At 62.8% G+C, this 16,451-nt stretch carries 14 protein-coding genes and 1 tRNA gene; 8 read left to right on the top strand and 7 right to left on the bottom strand.

All coding sequences use genetic code 11. The annotated features are described in order from the left end of the window. Positions 1-14: 14 nt before the first annotated feature. Together H290_RS0101615 and H290_RS31375 are read right to left on the bottom strand one after the other, a co-directional pair. Entirely contained in the window at positions 15-668 is a 654-nt protein-coding gene (locus H290_RS0101615; protein WP_020105003.1) for a CoA pyrophosphatase, read from the bottom strand. 36 nt (positions 669-704) lie between these two features. Beyond that, positions 705-881, bottom strand: coding sequence for a hypothetical protein (locus H290_RS31375; RefSeq protein ID WP_020105002.1), 177 nt, complete (start codon positions 879-881; stop codon positions 705-707). Between the two features lie 39 nt (positions 882-920). Here H290_RS31375 and H290_RS0101605 point away from each other — a divergent pair, with 39 nt between their 5' ends. Further along, entirely contained in the window at positions 921-1,652 is a 732-nt protein-coding gene (locus H290_RS0101605) for a hypothetical protein (RefSeq protein ID WP_020105001.1), read from the top strand. 566 nt (positions 1,653-2,218) lie between these two features. Here the strand turns inward: H290_RS0101605 and H290_RS0101595 are convergent. The 4 genes from H290_RS0101595 to H290_RS0101580 all read right to left on the bottom strand — a co-directional run bounded on the left by H290_RS0101595 (position 2,219) and on the right by H290_RS0101580 (position 6,786). Then, the gene (locus tag H290_RS0101595; RefSeq protein WP_020104999.1) at positions 2,219-3,265 is read right to left on the bottom strand and encodes a PHP domain-containing protein; all 1,047 of its coding nucleotides are present in this window, start codon (positions 3,263-3,265) and stop codon (positions 2,219-2,221) included. Further along, positions 3,262-5,481: an MMPL family transporter gene (locus H290_RS0101590; RefSeq protein ID WP_020104998.1), complete on the bottom strand. Its 2,220-nt coding sequence runs from the start codon at positions 5,479-5,481 to the stop codon at positions 3,262-3,264. The genes H290_RS0101595 and H290_RS0101590 overlap by 4 nt, the downstream gene beginning before the upstream one ends. 181 nt (positions 5,482-5,662) lie before the next feature. Then, the gene (locus H290_RS27520; RefSeq protein ID WP_020104997.1) at positions 5,663-6,139 is read right to left on the bottom strand and encodes a nuclear transport factor 2 family protein; all 477 of its coding nucleotides are present in this window, start codon (positions 6,137-6,139) and stop codon (positions 5,663-5,665) included. A 38-nt stretch (positions 6,140-6,177) separates the two neighbouring features. Further along, positions 6,178-6,786 (bottom strand): TetR/AcrR family transcriptional regulator, encoded by a 609-nt coding sequence (locus tag H290_RS0101580; RefSeq protein ID WP_020104996.1) that lies wholly within the window; start codon positions 6,784-6,786, stop codon positions 6,178-6,180. A 107-nt stretch (positions 6,787-6,893) separates the two neighbouring features. On the opposite strand from H290_RS0101580, the gene H290_RS0101575 reads away from it, so the two are divergent. The 4 genes from H290_RS0101575 to H290_RS0101560 all read left to right on the top strand — a co-directional run bounded on the left by H290_RS0101575 (position 6,894) and on the right by H290_RS0101560 (position 10,696). Further along, the gene (locus tag H290_RS0101575; protein WP_051121833.1) at positions 6,894-7,892 is read left to right on the top strand and encodes an oxygenase MpaB family protein; all 999 of its coding nucleotides are present in this window, start codon (positions 6,894-6,896) and stop codon (positions 7,890-7,892) included. Between the two features lie 115 nt (positions 7,893-8,007). Further along, positions 8,008-8,083: transfer RNA gene (locus H290_RS0101570), tRNA-Lys, on the top strand. Positions 8,084-8,365: 282 nt separating this feature from the next. Next, positions 8,366-9,478: a PE-PPE domain-containing protein gene (locus tag H290_RS27515; RefSeq protein WP_020104994.1), complete on the top strand. Its 1,113-nt coding sequence runs from the start codon at positions 8,366-8,368 to the stop codon at positions 9,476-9,478. Positions 9,479-9,562: 84 nt separating this feature from the next. After that, positions 9,563-10,696, top strand: coding sequence for a PE-PPE domain-containing protein (locus H290_RS0101560; protein ID WP_020104993.1), 1,134 nt, complete (start codon positions 9,563-9,565; stop codon positions 10,694-10,696). A 157-nt stretch (positions 10,697-10,853) separates the two neighbouring features. Here the strand turns inward: H290_RS0101560 and H290_RS0101555 are convergent, their stop codons facing one another. Continuing rightward, positions 10,854-12,620 carry an NAD-binding protein gene (locus tag H290_RS0101555; RefSeq protein ID WP_020104992.1) on the bottom strand — a complete coding sequence of 589 codons (1,767 nt, stop codon included), beginning with the start codon at positions 12,618-12,620 and terminating at the stop codon, positions 10,854-10,856. A 242-nt stretch (positions 12,621-12,862) separates the two neighbouring features. Here H290_RS0101555 and H290_RS0101550 point away from each other — a divergent pair, with 242 nt between their 5' ends. The 3 genes from H290_RS0101550 to H290_RS0101540 all read left to right on the top strand — a co-directional run bounded on the left by H290_RS0101550 (position 12,863) and on the right by H290_RS0101540 (position 16,343). Beyond that, positions 12,863-13,315 (top strand): helix-turn-helix domain-containing protein, encoded by a 453-nt coding sequence (locus H290_RS0101550; protein ID WP_020104991.1) that lies wholly within the window; start codon positions 12,863-12,865, stop codon positions 13,313-13,315. A 3-nt stretch (positions 13,316-13,318) separates the two neighbouring features. Further along, positions 13,319-13,879 (top strand): PIN domain-containing protein, encoded by a 561-nt coding sequence (locus H290_RS27510; RefSeq protein ID WP_020104990.1) that lies wholly within the window; start codon positions 13,319-13,321, stop codon positions 13,877-13,879. 109 nt (positions 13,880-13,988) lie between these two features. Next, a complete protein-coding gene (locus H290_RS0101540) occupies positions 13,989-16,343 on the top strand; it encodes a DEAD/DEAH box helicase (protein ID WP_020104989.1) in 2,355 nt (784 codons plus the stop codon). Positions 16,344-16,451 lie beyond the last annotated feature (108 nt).

The raw sequence follows: 16,451 nt of genomic DNA, 5'->3' as shown, positions 1-16,451 counted from the left end.
CCTGGTCGCGGCGCTCAACGCCAAGCGAACACCGGTTGTTCGAAGTCGGCAACCCGGGTGCTGCGCCCACTGAGGACAACTTCGGCGAACTGGTGCATCACTGCTCCGGTGGGGGCGTGGATCAACGAACCGACCAGCGGCATCTGGATCACCGGACGTTCTGATTCCGGGATGGCGATGAACCGCGGTGTCACCTGCAGGTCGTTCATCGGGATGAAGAACAGGCGAGCCACTTCGCCCGGATTCGGGTTTGTCTCGCGGTCGGGCCCAGCCCAGCAGACGATCGGTGTGATCACGTATCCGGACCTGGTCACGTAGTCGTCGAGGCGTCCTAGGACATCTGCGCGATCGACGTCGACTCCGAGCTCTTCGTGGAGCTCACGGAGTGCGGCGGTGGCATAGTCTTCGCCCTCGTCGATCCGCCCACCCGGCAGGGCGAACTGGCCCGGATGTTCTCGCATTCGTGACGGTCGTCTGGTGAGCCAGATGCCGTACTCGCCGTCGCGGCTGGTCACCGCGAGCACCACCGCTGCCGCTCGGGCGCCGTTGAGCTCTGCGGTGTGATGGTCGAACGTATCCAGCGTGGCGACGATGGTGGCGCGGATCGATTCGGGATCGCCGCTCTCCCAGAACCTGGAACCCGGATTCGCCTGTGTGTCGCCGCTCATCACTTCACTGTGCCGTATCGGCCGGATGAACCGAACTCAGGCCTCGGTGGAGTCGTCGTCGGGCTGCACTTTCTCGTAGCGCTCGTGGAGGCGGGCCCTGATGTCGTCGGGCGTATATGCATTCCGCTGGCGGACATCTCGCCCGACCAGCACGCCGCCTGCGGCCACCCCGACAACACCCGCGAGTCCGACCCATTTCCACGCACTGTGCACACGTCGAACAATAGCCGCCGAGCAATCGGCGCGCTGCCGATGACCGCGGCGTTTAGTCTTTCGGTTGTGCATCCGAAAAGGACCGAGGCGATTTCCCTCGACAAAGCGCTCGAGTCCACCCGTACGGGCGACGTGTGGCTGTTTCGGGGCAAGTCCGGGCCTGACCGCGCGATCCAGGCGCTCACGAACAGTCCCGTCAATCACGTGGCGATGGCTGTGGTGCTCGAGGACCTGCCCCCGTTGATGTGGCATGCCGAACTCGGCAACAAACTGACAGATATGTGGACCGGCAGCAATCATCGTGGCGTCCAGCTCAATGACGCGCGTGAGGCCGCGCTGCAGTGGATGGAGAAGTACGGCCAGCGTTGCTGGATCCGTCAGATCACCCCGATGGCGGGCCGTGAGCAGGAGGATCTGCTGCTCAAGGTGATCGCCCGGATGGACGGAACCGCATTTCCCACCACCGCCAGGCTGGCCGGGCGGTGGTTCAAGGGGCGGGTGCCCACGGTCGGCGAGATCACCAAGGGTGTACCGGTTCTGGACAAAACTCTGCGCAAGCGAATCGGCAGACATCGAGATGTCAACGACGACAAAACGGGACTCGAGACGGCATATTGTGCCGAGGTCGTGGCCATGACATACGAGGCGATGGGTCTGCTCGAGACCGAGAAACGCTCGAATTGGTTTGACCCCGGTCGATTCTGGAGCGGCGACAGGTTGCCGATGGCCCCTGGATATGCGCTCGGCTCAGAAATCGCGGTAGAAAACTAGGGTGGTTCGCCCGGAAGCCGCCGAGCGTGCCTTTGTCCGCTCGAATGTTCCTCGACGGCTCACCCGGTGATGGACAAAGGCACGCTCCTCGGCGTCAAGCCGGCTGTGTCACAGCTCGAACCGATGGTTCGGTCAAACTACAGAACGATGTTGATCGTGAGGCTGATGAAGTCGCCACCGAACACGTAGAAGCTGTCCAGGAACTGGGTGAGTGCGGGAAATAGGTCTGTCATCGGGTACCCCTCGTGTCGTGTGTGTTCCGCGTTCTGCGGCCACCAGATCATTGCATAGCCTACCCTTACTTCCAAGTGGGATGGGCGGTCGGTCGCAAGGCCTATGTCTGGTATTTGAACGATCGTGGAGGATGCATTGACGACTTTGGGCCGTCGAGCGTGCCTCCGTCGGACTCGAATGCTCCCCAAAAGGCTCACCCGGTGGTGGACGAAGACACGCTCGTTGGCGTCAATTCAACTGAATCGCAACCAGACTTGTCGTCATGGGGCGCAGCGTCGGGTCTGACATTAACTCGGCATCGGCCAATCTGCGTCGAAAATCGGAATTCTCGATTACCCGCCCGCCCACTCGAGGAGTCGTGTAAGTGGCCACGTGGTGACGATGCGGTCGGGATCGATCCCCAGCCTCTCGGCGCGTTCGCAGCCGAGCGCTTTGAAGTCGAGTTGGCCGGGTGCGTGGGCATCGGAATCGATGGCAAACAGGCAGCCGAGGTCGATGGCGATCTCGATGAGATCGTCGGGTGGGTCGACACGTTCGGGTCGTGAGTTGATCTCGACCGCGGTGCCTGACTCCGCGCACGCCTCGAATACCTTGTGGGCGTCGAACTTTGACTGCGCGCGTTTGCCACGTCCGCCGGTCACCAGCCGGCCGGTGCAGTGTCCGAGCACGTTGACATGCGGGTTGCGGGCGGCGGCAACCATCCGCCGCGTCATCGGACCGGAATCCATCGCAAGCTTGGAATGGACTGACGCCGTGACGATCTCGAGCTGGTCGAGCATGTCCTCGGTCTGATCCAGTGATCCGTCGTCGAGGATGTCCACCTCGATGCCGCGCAGCAGCCGAAACCGGTCGCCCAGTGCGCTGTTCATCTTGTCGACGACCCGGATCTGTTCGGCGAGGCGCTCGGCGGTCAGTCCGTTGGCCACGGTGAGACGAGGGGAGTGGTCGGTCAGCGCCAGCCAACTGTGATCGAGTTCGATCGCGGACAGGAGCACCTCGTCGATGGGGGATCCGCCGTCGCTCCAATCGGAGTGACAGTGCAGATCGCCGCGGGCCGCGGCGTAGAGATCGACGCCACCCGATGCCAGGGACTCGATACTCTTCTCCTGCAAAGACTTCAGGTAGTCGGGTAGCTCACCGCCGGATGCCTGCGTGATCACCGCGGCGGTCGACTTTCCGATGCCGCTGATCTCGGTCAACCTCCCGCCGGACACCCGGGTTCGCAACTCGTCCGGTGGGATCTTCTGGACAACCTTGAGTGCCTTGCGAAAGGCCTCGACCCGGTAGGTGCCCTCGCGGGACCGTTCGAGCAGGAAAGCGATGCGGCGCAACGCCTCCGCAGCACCAACCGGCGCGCTCAGCGGTTCGATTGATCTCACCGGTTGAGCTTATCGCTGACCCGTGGATCCTCGGCCGGAGTTGTGTCGTCTTCGTCCTGATGCATGCCGTCGAGCCGTGGAATCCATTCGAGCCATGTCGGGAACCACCAATTTGCCTTGCCCAATATCTCCATCGTCGACGGGACGAGCAGCAACCGGACGACACTGGCGTCGATGAACACGGCAACGGCCAGGCCGACACCCAGGATCTTCAGACTGCGGTCTGGCAGGAACACCAGCGACAGGAACACGCAGATCATGATCAGCGCCGCGCAGGTGATCACGCGGGCCGTGCTGGCCAGACCTTCGGCAACCGACGTGGTGGCATTGCCGGTGCGTACGTACCGTTCCTTGATCCGGGACACCAGGAACACCTCGTAGTCCATCGACAGTCCGATCGCGGTGACAAACAGCATCATCGGAACCCAGCTGTCGATCGGCCCAGCTCGTCCGACACCGAATATTCCTGCACCCCAGCCCCATTGGAAGATCGCGACGATCACGCCGAAGGCCGCGCCGAGTGACAGGACGTTGACGATGACCGCCTTGACCGGGACGACAATCGACCGGAACGCCAGCACCAGAAGAATGAACGCGGCGGCCAGCACCGCGGCGATGGTCCACGGCAGCAGGTCGAGGGTCACCTCCGCGTAGTCGATGGATCCGGCGCTCAGGCCGGTGATCTGGACGGTGACGTCCGAATCGGGACCGAGTGCGTCAGGGATCGTTTCGTCGCGAAGACGGTTCACCAATTCCGTGGTGGCCTCGTCCTGTGGACCGCTGACCGGGTTCACCTGAATGATCGAGATGTCCTTGCCGTCGGCTTGCCCTACCTGAAATGCCGGGGCCACACCGTTTTCGGCGACCTGGGGGTCGGCCGCGATCGCCGTGCGCAACGTCTCCAGTTCTGCTTGCGGATTCGTGCCCGCCGGGTAGTCCGCGACCACGATCAGTGGGCCGTTGGCGCCGACGCCGAAGCCTTCGGTGACGTAGTCGTAGGCGACGCGGGTGGTGGCACTGGTGGGCCGGTTGCCGGCATCGGAGAAACCGAGTCGGAGCTGGAATGCCGGGATCGACAGGATGAGAAGGATGAGAACCGCGCCTGCGACGCCAACCCACGGCGTCCGCTGAATCCGGGCACTCCACTTCTTCGCCCACACACCTTCGAGTGCCTTGTTGGGGTCTTTGCCTTTGCGTTTACGTAGCCAGTGGAGTGACAAGCTGTTGATGTGCGTGCCGATGACGGCCAGCAACGCAGGTAGCAGCGACAGCGACGCGATGAGCGTGGCGAGAATGCCGGCGATCGCGGCAAACGTCAGGGCTGGGCCGAGGTTGCCTCCGGAAAGGAGGATGCCGCCCATCGCGATGATGACGGTGCCGCCGGCGAACAGGACCGACCGGCCGGCGCGGACCATGGCGACCGTGACGGCCTGGTTGACATCCAGTCCGTCGTGTATGCCTGATCGGTAGCGGGTCACGATCAACAATGCGTAGTCGATGCCGACGCCGATTCCGAGGATGAGCGTCACCGAGATCGCGAAGTTGGGGATGTCCATGAAGTTCTGCACCAGGAACAGCACCGATGCACCGACGCCGATGCCGAAGAGTGCCGACACGATCGGAAGACCGGCCGCCACAACAGATCCGAATGCGATCAGCAAGATGATGAGGGCGAGGAGCACACCGACACCTTCAGCCGCTCCATTCGGTGGGGCATCGTCGAATCTGGGATCGCTGAATTCGACGTCGACTCCGGCTATTTGGTTGTCCTCGGCGATTGCCTTGATGTCGTCGATCCGGTCCTGGACCTCGGCATCGGTTCCGGTCCCGACGTCGAGTGATGCCACTGCGATTCGGCCGTCGGCCGAGATCTGGGACTGCGGGCCGTAAGGATCGGTGACGGTCACGTCGGGGGAGCTGGCGGTGATGTCGCTCACGAGTGCGGTCACCTGCGCCTCGACGTCGGGATTGCGCACACCACCGTCGATCTCGGGTGCGGCGATGACTATCTGTGTCGCATTTGCTTGTTTCTCTTGGCCGGCCTGCTCCAGGAGCTCAGCGGCCCGGCCGGCTTCGGTCCGGGTGTCCGAGGTGAACGATGTGGTTGTGGGGCCGGCCCACATCGACGCGGCGAAGATCGCGCCGATGAGGACCACCACCCAGCCTCCGATGACCAGCCAGCGGCGGCGAATGATGAATGCGGCATAACGGTCCATGTCGGCCTCCGGGGGCAACGGCGTTTGGGACGGTTTTAATCGACTTTTTCCAGTTTGGACCCAAAAAAGGTGTCGATCTATAAGGGAGGACCCTGAAGTTCCCTGAAATTCATCGCCGTCCCGCGACAGCGTCCCGAACTTCTCCGGATGTGCCTATGCCCGGAGTGTGTGGACCCGGTTCTCAGTTGTCGCCGGGTATCGCGACGTGAAAGCCGCCGGGCAGCGGCGCGATGTGCAGGCGGGTCAGCTTCGAGCGGCTGATCCGCCAGCCGTCGTCTGTCCGGGTGTACTCCTCGTGGTAGTGCCCGGAGCCGGTGAGACCCTTCTCGGGGTTGCCGCCGGCGTGGAGTTCGTCGGCCATCGCCCATACCCCGTGTGCGGTGGTCGGGGAGTCGACGGTGATTTCTGCGGTGTGGCCGTGGTGCACCGTGATGATGCCTTCGAGGGAGGCGGAGACCCTGTCTCGGATGGTGGCGGACCCGGTGATCGTCCACGCGCCGGAATCGAGGATTGCGTCAGGTGTGAACACTGCGGCGAACCCGTCCCAGTCCTTGGTGTCGAGCATCCGGAAATAACGGGCCTTCAACTGCCGAATCTCTTCGATGGCAAGCAGTTTGAGCAGGGTGTCCTGCTCATTGGCGAGTGTTGAATCAGACATGAGAACGACATTATCGAAACCGGCATGCCCGCGAGTCCTTATGGGTGGATGGCCTTCAGGACCAGCCGGACGGCGTGCGCGACCACGAGGTCGAGATCGTCACCGAGGTTTCCGGCGAGCCAGTCCTGGGCGAGCTCGGCCATCGCGCCGGTGTACATCGACGCTCCGACCCGGGCCGCGATCGGATTGGAGTCGGGGTGGGACTGTCCGCTTTCCAGGAGGACGATGTCTCGCAACATGTCCTGGGTGAGGGCTCGTCGGGAGATGAGGACCGGGTTGGCCCGGGCATCGGTGAACAGGACCCGGCCGCGGCGGGGGTCGGCGGAGCTGAAGCCCAGCACCGCTCGGATACCGGCCGCCATCCGGTCGCGGATGGAATCGGCCGACGCGTCGATCGCCTGCTCGACGGCTTCCCCCAAGCCGGTCGCCACGTCGTCGTAGACCGCGCCGAGGAGGTCGTTGGTGTCGGTGAAGCTCTCGTAGAAGTAGCGGGTGTTGAGACCGCATTCGCGGCAGACGGAACGAACCGACAGGGCGGCTTCGCCACCCGCGCCGAACAGGGTGAAGCCGGCCTCGACGAGCAGGGCGCGCCGCTCGGTGCGGCGGTCGCTCAATGGCACACCGGCCCAGCGGGTGGGGGTCGACATGTCCGCAGCATACGTCCGCCGGAAGTCGTTTTTCTATCTTCTGGTCACAGGCGTCACCAGAGCATATTCTGGTCACATACGTATCCACACATTGGAGGGGATGCTCGATGTTGCCACCGTTGCCTCATCAAATTGCTGGCCACTGGGTCAATCAACGCTTCGACCGAGATATCCGCAGTCACTATTTCCGAGGGATGGAGTTCGCCGGCCCGGAGGGTGATCCAGGTTGGTTCGGTCCCGACAGTGCGGTGTGGCACGTCCACTCGCACACCCCGGCCCTGATCTTCGGGCTGCAGTGCGCCTCATACCTCGAGCGTCTCGACCCGAGCATCTTCTGGATGGGGATGCATCACTCCAGGCTCATCGGCAAGGACGAGTCAGGTCACTCCACGGGCCGGCTCGACCCGGCCGGGATCCCGGTTCGGCTGGGCCATTCGGTCGCATTCTTCATCGGAACCGCGTACGGGAATACCGACACCGCGGAGCGGCTCGCGACGACGGTCCGGGCGATGCACCACACCATCAAGGGGACACGCCCCGATGGGCTGCCGTATGACGCCGACGAACCGGAGTGGTTGCGCTGGAACTATGCGACGGTCGTCTGGGGTATTGCGACGGCGCACGAGATCTATCATCCGCGGCCGTTGCGCGGCAAGGCCCTCGACCGCTACTACGGGGAGTTCGTGCGCGTAGGCCACGCCCTCGGAGCCGAAGATCTGCCGACCACCAAGGCCGAGACGTTGGACTGTCTGGAGTCGTATCTGCCGAGGCTGGGACTGACCCATGGCAACGCGATGGCCACGGGGATCAACCTGACCGACCCGATCCAGGGTGCCGTCGACTGGGCCATCCGCGACACCATGCCGAGCTGGGCGGCTCAACTGGTCATGTACAAGCCGCCGAACATTCTCGAGCGCACCGCCCGCCGGACCGCGGTGTGGACGTCGCTCAATGGTCTGTACGCGGCGATGGGATCGACACCGGAGTTCGAGGAAGCAAAGGCTCGGGTGGCCGGGGGAACAACCGCTGTGCACACCGAACCGAAATATGTCCTCGGCACCGACCCGGCGCGCGATCGCCAGACCGTGGAAGCCGAACTCGTCTGACCTATCCGATGTTCGGAGGTACCTGACTCACCGTGTGTGCTGCCCCGTTTTCGTCTCCGGTGGGTGCGTCTGTAAACTCCGTAGCGCGCTGAAACCCAGTGGGTTCGGCGAGCTTGCCCCTTTAGCTCAGTTGGTAGAGCTACGGACTTTTAATCCGCAGGTCCTCGGTTCGAGCCCGAGAGGGGGCACCAGCGTGACCAGGCACTTCGTCCTCCGGCGAGGTGCCTTTCACTTTTGGAGCAGATTTGGCTGTCGCAGCTGGAAACCTGCTGAAACCGGTCTGGAAGTTATCGGGGTGGTCGCTGCGATCCAGCGATACCATCAGCTGACTTGGTCCCACATGGGGCGGCTGACGCAGGACAGCGAGAAACGCGATTTCTCCGCGCCGTAGTTGCAAATGAGTGGGGCGACAAATGTCTGGCTTGAGTTTATTTGCGCCGCGAGTCAAGAATCTTCGTCGGACCGGCGCTTGGATGAGCGTGTCTGTCGGTGTCGCAACGCTGGTGGCGATGGCCGCGGTTCTGCCGGTGTCGGCGGCGTCGGCAGATGAATCGCCTGCTGACAGAACCGCCTTGATCTTGGGCGGTACCACCATCCCGACACCCGACGCCGCGTACGTCGACGTTGTGATGAACCAGTACATCGAGCCAACCCATCCGAACGAGAACATAAGGCCCGTCGCGGTCACCACGCCCCAGGAGCTATGGCCCGCCACCGGGGTCGGCCGCCTCGCCGGGCTCGCGCTGGGTCCTTCGAGCCTCTGGGGGCTTGGTGGTCCGGGGTGGCCCGATGAACCGTGGTGGAAACTCTCGGGGCTCTTCGACCTCACCGCCAATCAATCAGTGCAGGTCGGGGCGGCCGATCTGGACGCCGCGATCGCCAGAAACGGCAGCGACCATCTGGTGATCTACGGCTTGTCGCAGGGCGCGGGCGTGGCAAACGTGTCGAAGAAACGGCTGGCCGAGCGGTACCCGGCGGGAACCAAGGCCCCCGATATCGACTTCGTGTTGAGCGGTGACCCCAATCTGCCCAACGGCGGCTTGATGTCCCGGTTCGCAGGCGTCTACATTCCAATCCTCGATTTTCCGTTCAACGGCCCGGCAGCGACCGATACCCAGTTCGACACGGTCGAGATCAACCGGCAGTACGACGGGTTCACCGATTTCCCGTTGTATCCGCTCAACCTCGTCGCCGACTTGAACGCGGCTCTGGGCATCGTCTACCTGCACGCGTACTCGCTCGATGTGAGTCTGCCTCCCGACCCGACGACATCTCCCGCCTACCAAGGCACCCACGGCGACACCGACTACTACTTCTTCGAGACGCAGGACCTGCCATTGTTCGGTCCGGCGCGCAGCTTGGGGGTGCCAGAGTCGGCGATCGATGTGGTCGAACCGTCCGCCAAGGTGATCGTGGACCAGGGCTATGACCGCAGCATCCCGGCGTGGGAGCCCACCCCGGCGCGGTTCCCGACGCTCGACCCGGCGTCGGTGGTCACCGATTTTGTCGACGCAGTTGGTGCGGGCGTCAACAACGCCATGGCCCTCTCGGGGTTGTCGCCGCTGCTGACGATCCCCGCACCGTAGTTGCAGCGAGGGGGTGAACGGCAAATGATTGGTTCGAGTCTGATCGCTCCGCGACTCGGGAGTCTCCGTTTGACTTCCACTTGGATGAGCGTGTCGATCGGTGTCGCGGTGCTGGTGGTGATGGCCACGGTTCTGCCGCTGTCGCCCGCGTCGGCGTCGGCGTCTTCGGACGTATCGCTGCCTGGTAAAACGGCCTTGATCATGGGCGGGACCACCGTCCCAACGCCTGACGCCGCGTTGATCGATGCTGCGATGAACCAGTTCATCGAGCCGACCCATCCGCACCAGAACATAAAGCCCGTCGCAGTGACCGCCCCCCAGGAGGCTTGGCCCCTCACCGGGTTCCTTCGCCTCGTCCTGTTCTCGCTCGGGCCCCCGATCTTCGGTTTTGATGGTCCGGCGTGGCCCGACGAGCCGTTGTGGAAGCTCTCGGGGCTCTTCGACCTCACCTTCGATCGGTCGGTAGAGCAAGGGGTCAGCGATCTGGAGGCGGCGATGGCCGAGAACGGCAACGACGATCTGGTGATAACCGGCTATTCGCAGGGCGCAGTCGTCGCGAACGTGGAGAAGCGCAAGCTCGCCGCGCAGTACCCGGCGGGAACCGAGGCCCCCGATATCGACTTCTTGGTGAGCGCTGATCCCAATCTGCCCAACGGGGGCCTTTTTGCCAGGTTCCCCGACCTTCACCTCCCGATCCTCGATTGGTCTTTCAATGGCCCTGCAGCCACCGACACCCAGTTCGAGACGGTCGAGATCAACCGGCAATATGACGGCTTCGCCGATTTCCCGTTGTATCCGCTCAATCTTGTCGCCGACTTGAACGCGGTTCTGGGCACCGTCTATGTGCATGCGTACGGGTTCGATGTGAGTCTGCCTCCCGACCCGACGACATCTCCCGCCTACCAAGGCACCCACGGCGACACCGACTACTACTTCTTTGAGACGCAGGACCTGCCATTGTTCGGTCCGGCGCGCAGCTTGGGGGTGCCAGAGTCGGCGATCGATGTGGTCGAACCGTCCGCCAAGGTGATCGTGGACCAGGGCTATGACCGCAGCATCCCGCCGTGGGCGCCCACCCCGGCTCGGTTTCCGACGCTCGACCCCGCGGTGGCCACCGATCTCGCCAACACAGTCGGCGAAGGCATCAACAACGCCTTGGCCCTCACCGGGTCTCTGCCGCTGCCGACGATCCCCGCTGTCGGCACTGGCTCGGGATAGCCTTCAATCCGTAGAGCACCGATCAGCGCCGTGGCGTTGAAGGAATCCCTCAATTCCAGACCGCCGCGATCTCCCGGCGGTAGTGCCTGCCGCCGCCGGAGGCTGGAGTGGATCACCGAGACGGTGGTAGGCCAGTTCTTTCCGTGACGGGCGGGGTTCACACAGACACGCCTCGCTCATGTTCGAGGACGAGGAGGAGTTCCTCGTAGGGCCCGACAACGTACGCATCGTCGCCGGCCGCGAAGCTGGTGCCGCGGCGCGGCGGGTATTCCAGCTGACCAGTTGCCGCCCGGCGGATCGCGATGACCCGGGTGTTCGCCGATAACTGGCTCATCGCCACCCCGTCGAGGCCACCGCCGGCGGCAATATGCACCAGCCCGATCATGAAGGATTGGGTACGAATTGAGAAGGTGCCCAACACATCCAGCCCGAGTGCTGCACCGATGAACCACGGGGCCGCGAGTTCCGCAGTCGACCGGACGTAGCGGAATCCGAAGCGATTCGAAACCGCGACGCCCAGCGGCCGGTCGAACACCCGGAGGACCACCGGGACGCCCGGGGTGCCGGACCGATCGAGCCAGCGCGGTCCGAGGATTCCTTTCACCGCGATACCGGTCTCGATGTTCACCATGTCGTCGCTGGTCAAGACGGCAACCGCCGCCGCGCGGTCCACCCTGGCATCGACCAGGGTCTCCGACACCGTGGCATCGCCGATCACGATCGGGATATCGAGCTGCCGTGCGGTGGATATGAACCGATTGTCCGCGTAGCGCTCGATGATGACGACATCGCGCCCACGGGCCTTCAGTTCTCGCGCCACGCGAATCCCGAACGCTCCCAGGCCGATCACCACCACATGGCCGCTCATGTATCGGGCTCTTCGGCGGCCGAGTGACTGAGAGAGGCGGCGAGTGATGAGGAGCTCGGCAAGGAATGCCATGATCATGGCGGTCGTGGTCACGCCGGCAAACATCAGCAGAATCGACCAGATGCGCAGCCACGTCGGCTGATCGGCGAAGTTGAAGTCGCCGTAGCCGACTGTGGCAATGGTCTCGGTGCTGAAGTACACGGCATCCAGACCGGTCATCCCGGGTCTCTGATATCCGAAGCGCAGGACCGCGGTCGAGATCACGAGTAGGAGACCGAGCACTCCCACCATGCGGAAGAAGTTCGGATTCGCGTCTTCGACAAAGCCTCGGGAAGCTCCGGCGATCCGGTTGAACATATGCGGACCACTTGAGGTGCGAGGTTGTGGTTCCTCGCCGCTGATCAGCGGAATCTTCAAGGCGGCGAACTGTTCTGGAGTTCCGATCATCGTGGCGTAGTCGCCGGCAGCGACGGCGAGGTCGCGGCCCGGACAGGCGATCAGGTCAGATCCGTGCTCGGATTCTTTGCCAACCACCGCCACCGGGGCAAGGTCGCCGAACAGTGTCCGCAAGGTGGCGTTCGTCGTCACCTCGAGATCGGCGGCCACAAAGCTGTGACCGCCGATATCGAAGTTGTGCACAGTGATTCCGAGGCATGCCTCCACGACGGAGGGTGCGGCGAGGTCCGCCGGATCGAGGACCAATCCGGGTGTGGTCGCGTCGTTCATGGCACCGCTGACGGTGGCATTGCTGACTTGGGCGATCACCCGCAGGTCTGGCCGGATCTCGCCGGCTATCAGTGCAGTCTCGAGATTCCACAGCTCACGTTCCTCGACGCAGATCACGGCGATTGCGGTCGCAATTCCTGCTTCTTTCAAAGCATCGGCAACACTGACGACGGCGGTGTGAAATGGGACCTGCCAGCGCTCGACGGCCGCATCCAACGCCGGTTCGACCGACCGCACCACCAACGTCACCTTCTCGCCGGAACTGACCAGCTGGTCGATGATGCGCATACCGATTCCGGCGAAGCCGCAGACGATCACATGTCCGGTCATCTCGGGTCGGGCAGCTGTCGGCACTGATGAGTTCTGCCCGGACACTTCGGCACCTCCGGTGTTGTGCTGACTGGCTGAGATGACGATACGACTGCTTTACCTGGTCGGTAGTCCGATAGGAGGATCTGAGCCCGGGTCAAGAACCCGGCGTCCGCAAGTGCCTTCGTTCTTTCGACTCGGCTCAACCCCTCGTTGGTCAAGCTCGGTCTTGCGTGTTCGTTTTTTTCGAATTACGCTTTGGTATGACCGCATTGATGGAACGAACCCTGTTGCCCGCCTCCGGCCCGCAGGAATCTGACCAACTCATTGATATTCTCGCAGTCCTTGCCGAGGATCGCGCCGTCTCGATAACCGCTGGTGAACACTCCGCCGCCCTCCCCGAGCCGCTGCGGCAGGTCCTCGTCGATGTGCTTCAACATCTGTCTCGGGGCACTGCAGTTACCGTCGAACCGCACCGGACATTACTCACGACGCAGGAAGCCGCCGACATCCTTGGCGTCACGCGCCCGACTCTGGTGCGACTGCTTGAAGCCGGAGAGATCCCGTTCACGGCTCCCGGACGCCACCGTCGCGTCGAACTCACTCACGTTCTGGCCTATCAGCGCGATCTCCAGGGGCGTCGGACCAGCGCCTTGAAAGAGTTGGGTGCGACCGAATCAGGTTCCAGCGGTTCAGGGTTCGTGTCCACGCGATAGGGCATGGCCAACACCTTTCGGGTTGTTCTCGACGCGTGCGTGATGCTGCCGCAAAATCTGAACAACCTGTTGCTCACTCTGGCCGACGACGACTTGTTCACGCCGGTCTGGTCAGCAGAACTCCTTGACGAAGTTGAACGCAACCTCGTTCAGAAGTTCAACGCGACCGCCGCCCAGGCGTCACACCGCGTCACAAATATGCGACGCGCATTCCCGCATGCTGAGGACTACTGTGCCGGATACCTGGGAATCATCGACACCATGACCAACCACCCGAAGGATCGCCATGTGCTCGCTGCAGCGGTCATTTCGCGTGCGGCAATGATCGTTACCGCAAATCTCAAAGACTTTCCCCCACGGGCTCTGTCACCGTATGGCATCGAGGCGGTCCATCCTGATGATTTCCTACTCGACCAACTCGCCTTGGATCACAACCGCGTGTTGGCAGCCATGATCACGGTTGTCCAGCGCAATCATTGGCCGCCAAAAACACTGGGTGAATTGAGAGAGGCGCTCCGGAGTTTCACCCCCACGTTTGCTGTAGCCGTCGAAGAACTCACATAGTGCGTCAGGTCGAAAGTCTCACCGCTGTGCAGCATCCTTCTGCGCGCGTTCCGCCAGTTGATGCCTCTGTGAGGTGGCATAGCGCTCAATAAGTCGGCACACTCGGCATGTGGAGGAACGGTTTCCGGGTGAATTGGCGACGCTCCGCGCGGACAACATCAGGTTGCGCCGGCTACTCGAGTTGAGCGAGGCACAAGCCCGTGCTGTCGATCCCGACCAAGCGGCTCTGGCCGACGCGGTGTCGGGTCCGGTCAACATGGGTTCGCCGCCCGCGGCGAAGGTGGCGTTCTACGCGGGACTCTTCCGTTGTCGCACCGACATTTACGCTGTCCGCTGGGAGAACCGCCGTGACGGTCGCTCGGGATGGATGCCAGCGATCGAAGGTCGCTGGCGTAAGGGTATGAGTCGCGCCGAGGCCCCATACCTTCCACTGACGTCCGATGTTATGGCCGCTCACCTGCGCGGCGATCACCACATCGGGCTGTATCCGCTCGCCGACAACGACACGTGCTGGTGGGTGGCCGCGGATTTCGACCGTGACTCCGCGATGCTCGATGCCCTCGCATATCTGAAAGCCGCTCGTGCGTACGGAATTCCGGCCGCACTCGAGGTTTCACAATCGGGCCGGGGTGCGCATGTATGGATCTTTTTCGCCGATGCGGTGTCGGCGTCGATGGGTCGGCGGATCGCCACCAGTCTGATAAACGAAGCAACTCAACTGCGCGGTTCGATGAGTCTGTCGAGCTACGACCGACTCTTCCCGTCCCAGGATGTTCACACCGGCCGTGGGATGGGGAATCTGATTGCTGCGCCGTTGCACGGCAAGCGTCGATTGCACGGCACCACATTGTTTTTGGACCCGACCACACTCGAGCCATTCGACGACCAATGGGCTTATCTGTCGACGGTCGCTAGGCTTTCGGTGAAAGATGTTACGGCGCTGGCGCGGCAACTTCCAGATCCGAGAGTCGGTCGCCGCGTGCGGAGCCTGCAATTGCCGACGTCGTCGAAGATCGTGCCGCGGCCTGCCGCGATCATCCGTGCATCCTTTGGGGCGCGTCTTCGCCTGTCCGTGGTCGATCTCGGTCCGGCAATGATCTCGGCAGTCAAGCATGCCGCGTCGATCTTGAATCCGGAGTTCTACGCTCGGCAGCGAGCCCGCCGAAGTACCTGGGATACACCACGATTCTTGAGGAGTTACGACGAGACCGTCGAGGGAGACCTAGTTTTGCCGCGTGGTCTGCACGCTCTGCTGAGCCGGATCGTGGAATCGGCGGGCAGTGAACTTCGCATCGAGGATCAGCGAGTCCTCGGAACTGTACACACGTTCGTGCTTGCTGCCGAACTGCGACCAGAGCAGGTTGCGGCAGTCCGAGAATCGGTGGCGGAGGACACTGCGGTGCTGATCGCGCCGCCCGGCGTCGGCAAGACGGTGATGGCCTGCGCGGTGATTGCCGAGCGGGCCACTTCGACATTGATCCTGGTCGACAGGAAGGCGTTGGCCGACCAGTGGCGGCAACGTTTGCTGACTCACCTGGGGGTGAAATGTGGCCAGATCGGTGGAGGACGTTCGAAGATCACGGGCGTTGTCGACATTGCCTTGTTACCGACACTCGCGCGACGGGGAAACGCTCAGGAGTTCGCCGACGGGTATGGACTTGTCATCGTCGACGAGTGCCATCACGTCGCCGCTGCAGCATTTTCTGATGTGCTCCAGCAGATTCCGGCTCGATATTGGTTGGGCCTGACGGCCACGCCCGAACGGCGCGACGGACTCGAAGACCTCATCTATCACCAACTCGGCACCAACAAGATCTCGGTGTCCGCTCCCGTCGCCGGCGAATTGTCCGCCGTCGACCAACATCAACCTCCACAACCGGTCTTGCATGTTCATGCCACCCGCTTTCGATACTCGGGTGCCGCAGACCCCGGTCAGCCCGGTGGGATGGCTGAGATCTATCGAGCTCTGGTTGCAGACGAGGACCGGCTCGAGATGATCGTTACCGATGTCTTGGCTTCCCATCGAAACGGCCGCAACGTCCTTGTGCTCACGACGTGGGTGAGTCACCTCACCGCGATCATCGACAAACTCAACGAAGCGGGCTGCGAGGTCATAGTTCTCCGCGGTGGAATGAAGTCAGCTGATCGGCAGAAGATCTTGACCCAACTCGCTGAATATTCACCCGAGGATCCACCTCTCCTGGTGGTGGGAACGAGTTCGTTCATCGGCGAAGGGTTCGACTGCCCTGCGCTCGACACGCTGTTCCTTGCCGCTCCGATCACTTTCAAGAATCGCCTCGTCCAGTACGTCGGTCGGGTCATCCGGGCATTTCCCGGCAAAGAAACGGCGATAGTCCACGACTACCACGACGAGCACACACCAGTGTTGGCTTCCTCCCTGCGTAAGCGTGCTCCCGGATACGTTGCGCTCGGGTTCCCCGATCCGCGGAAACACTCGGGATAGTCACTTTTACGCCGAGTGAATTCGTTTCGAACACGGGGTGATCGTTCGGAATTCGTCCTGCGCGCTTCGGGATCGGGGGTGATGGAACTTGTGCGAGTTGTCGGATTC

Origin of the sequence: Nocardia sp. 348MFTsu5.1, from assembly GCF_000383535.1 — a bacterium.
Lineage (GTDB): Bacteria > Actinomycetota > Actinomycetes > Mycobacteriales > Mycobacteriaceae > Williamsia > Williamsia faeni.
Note: the sequence above shows the minus strand (reverse complement) of the source record. Positions and strands in the feature narration are given on the sequence as shown.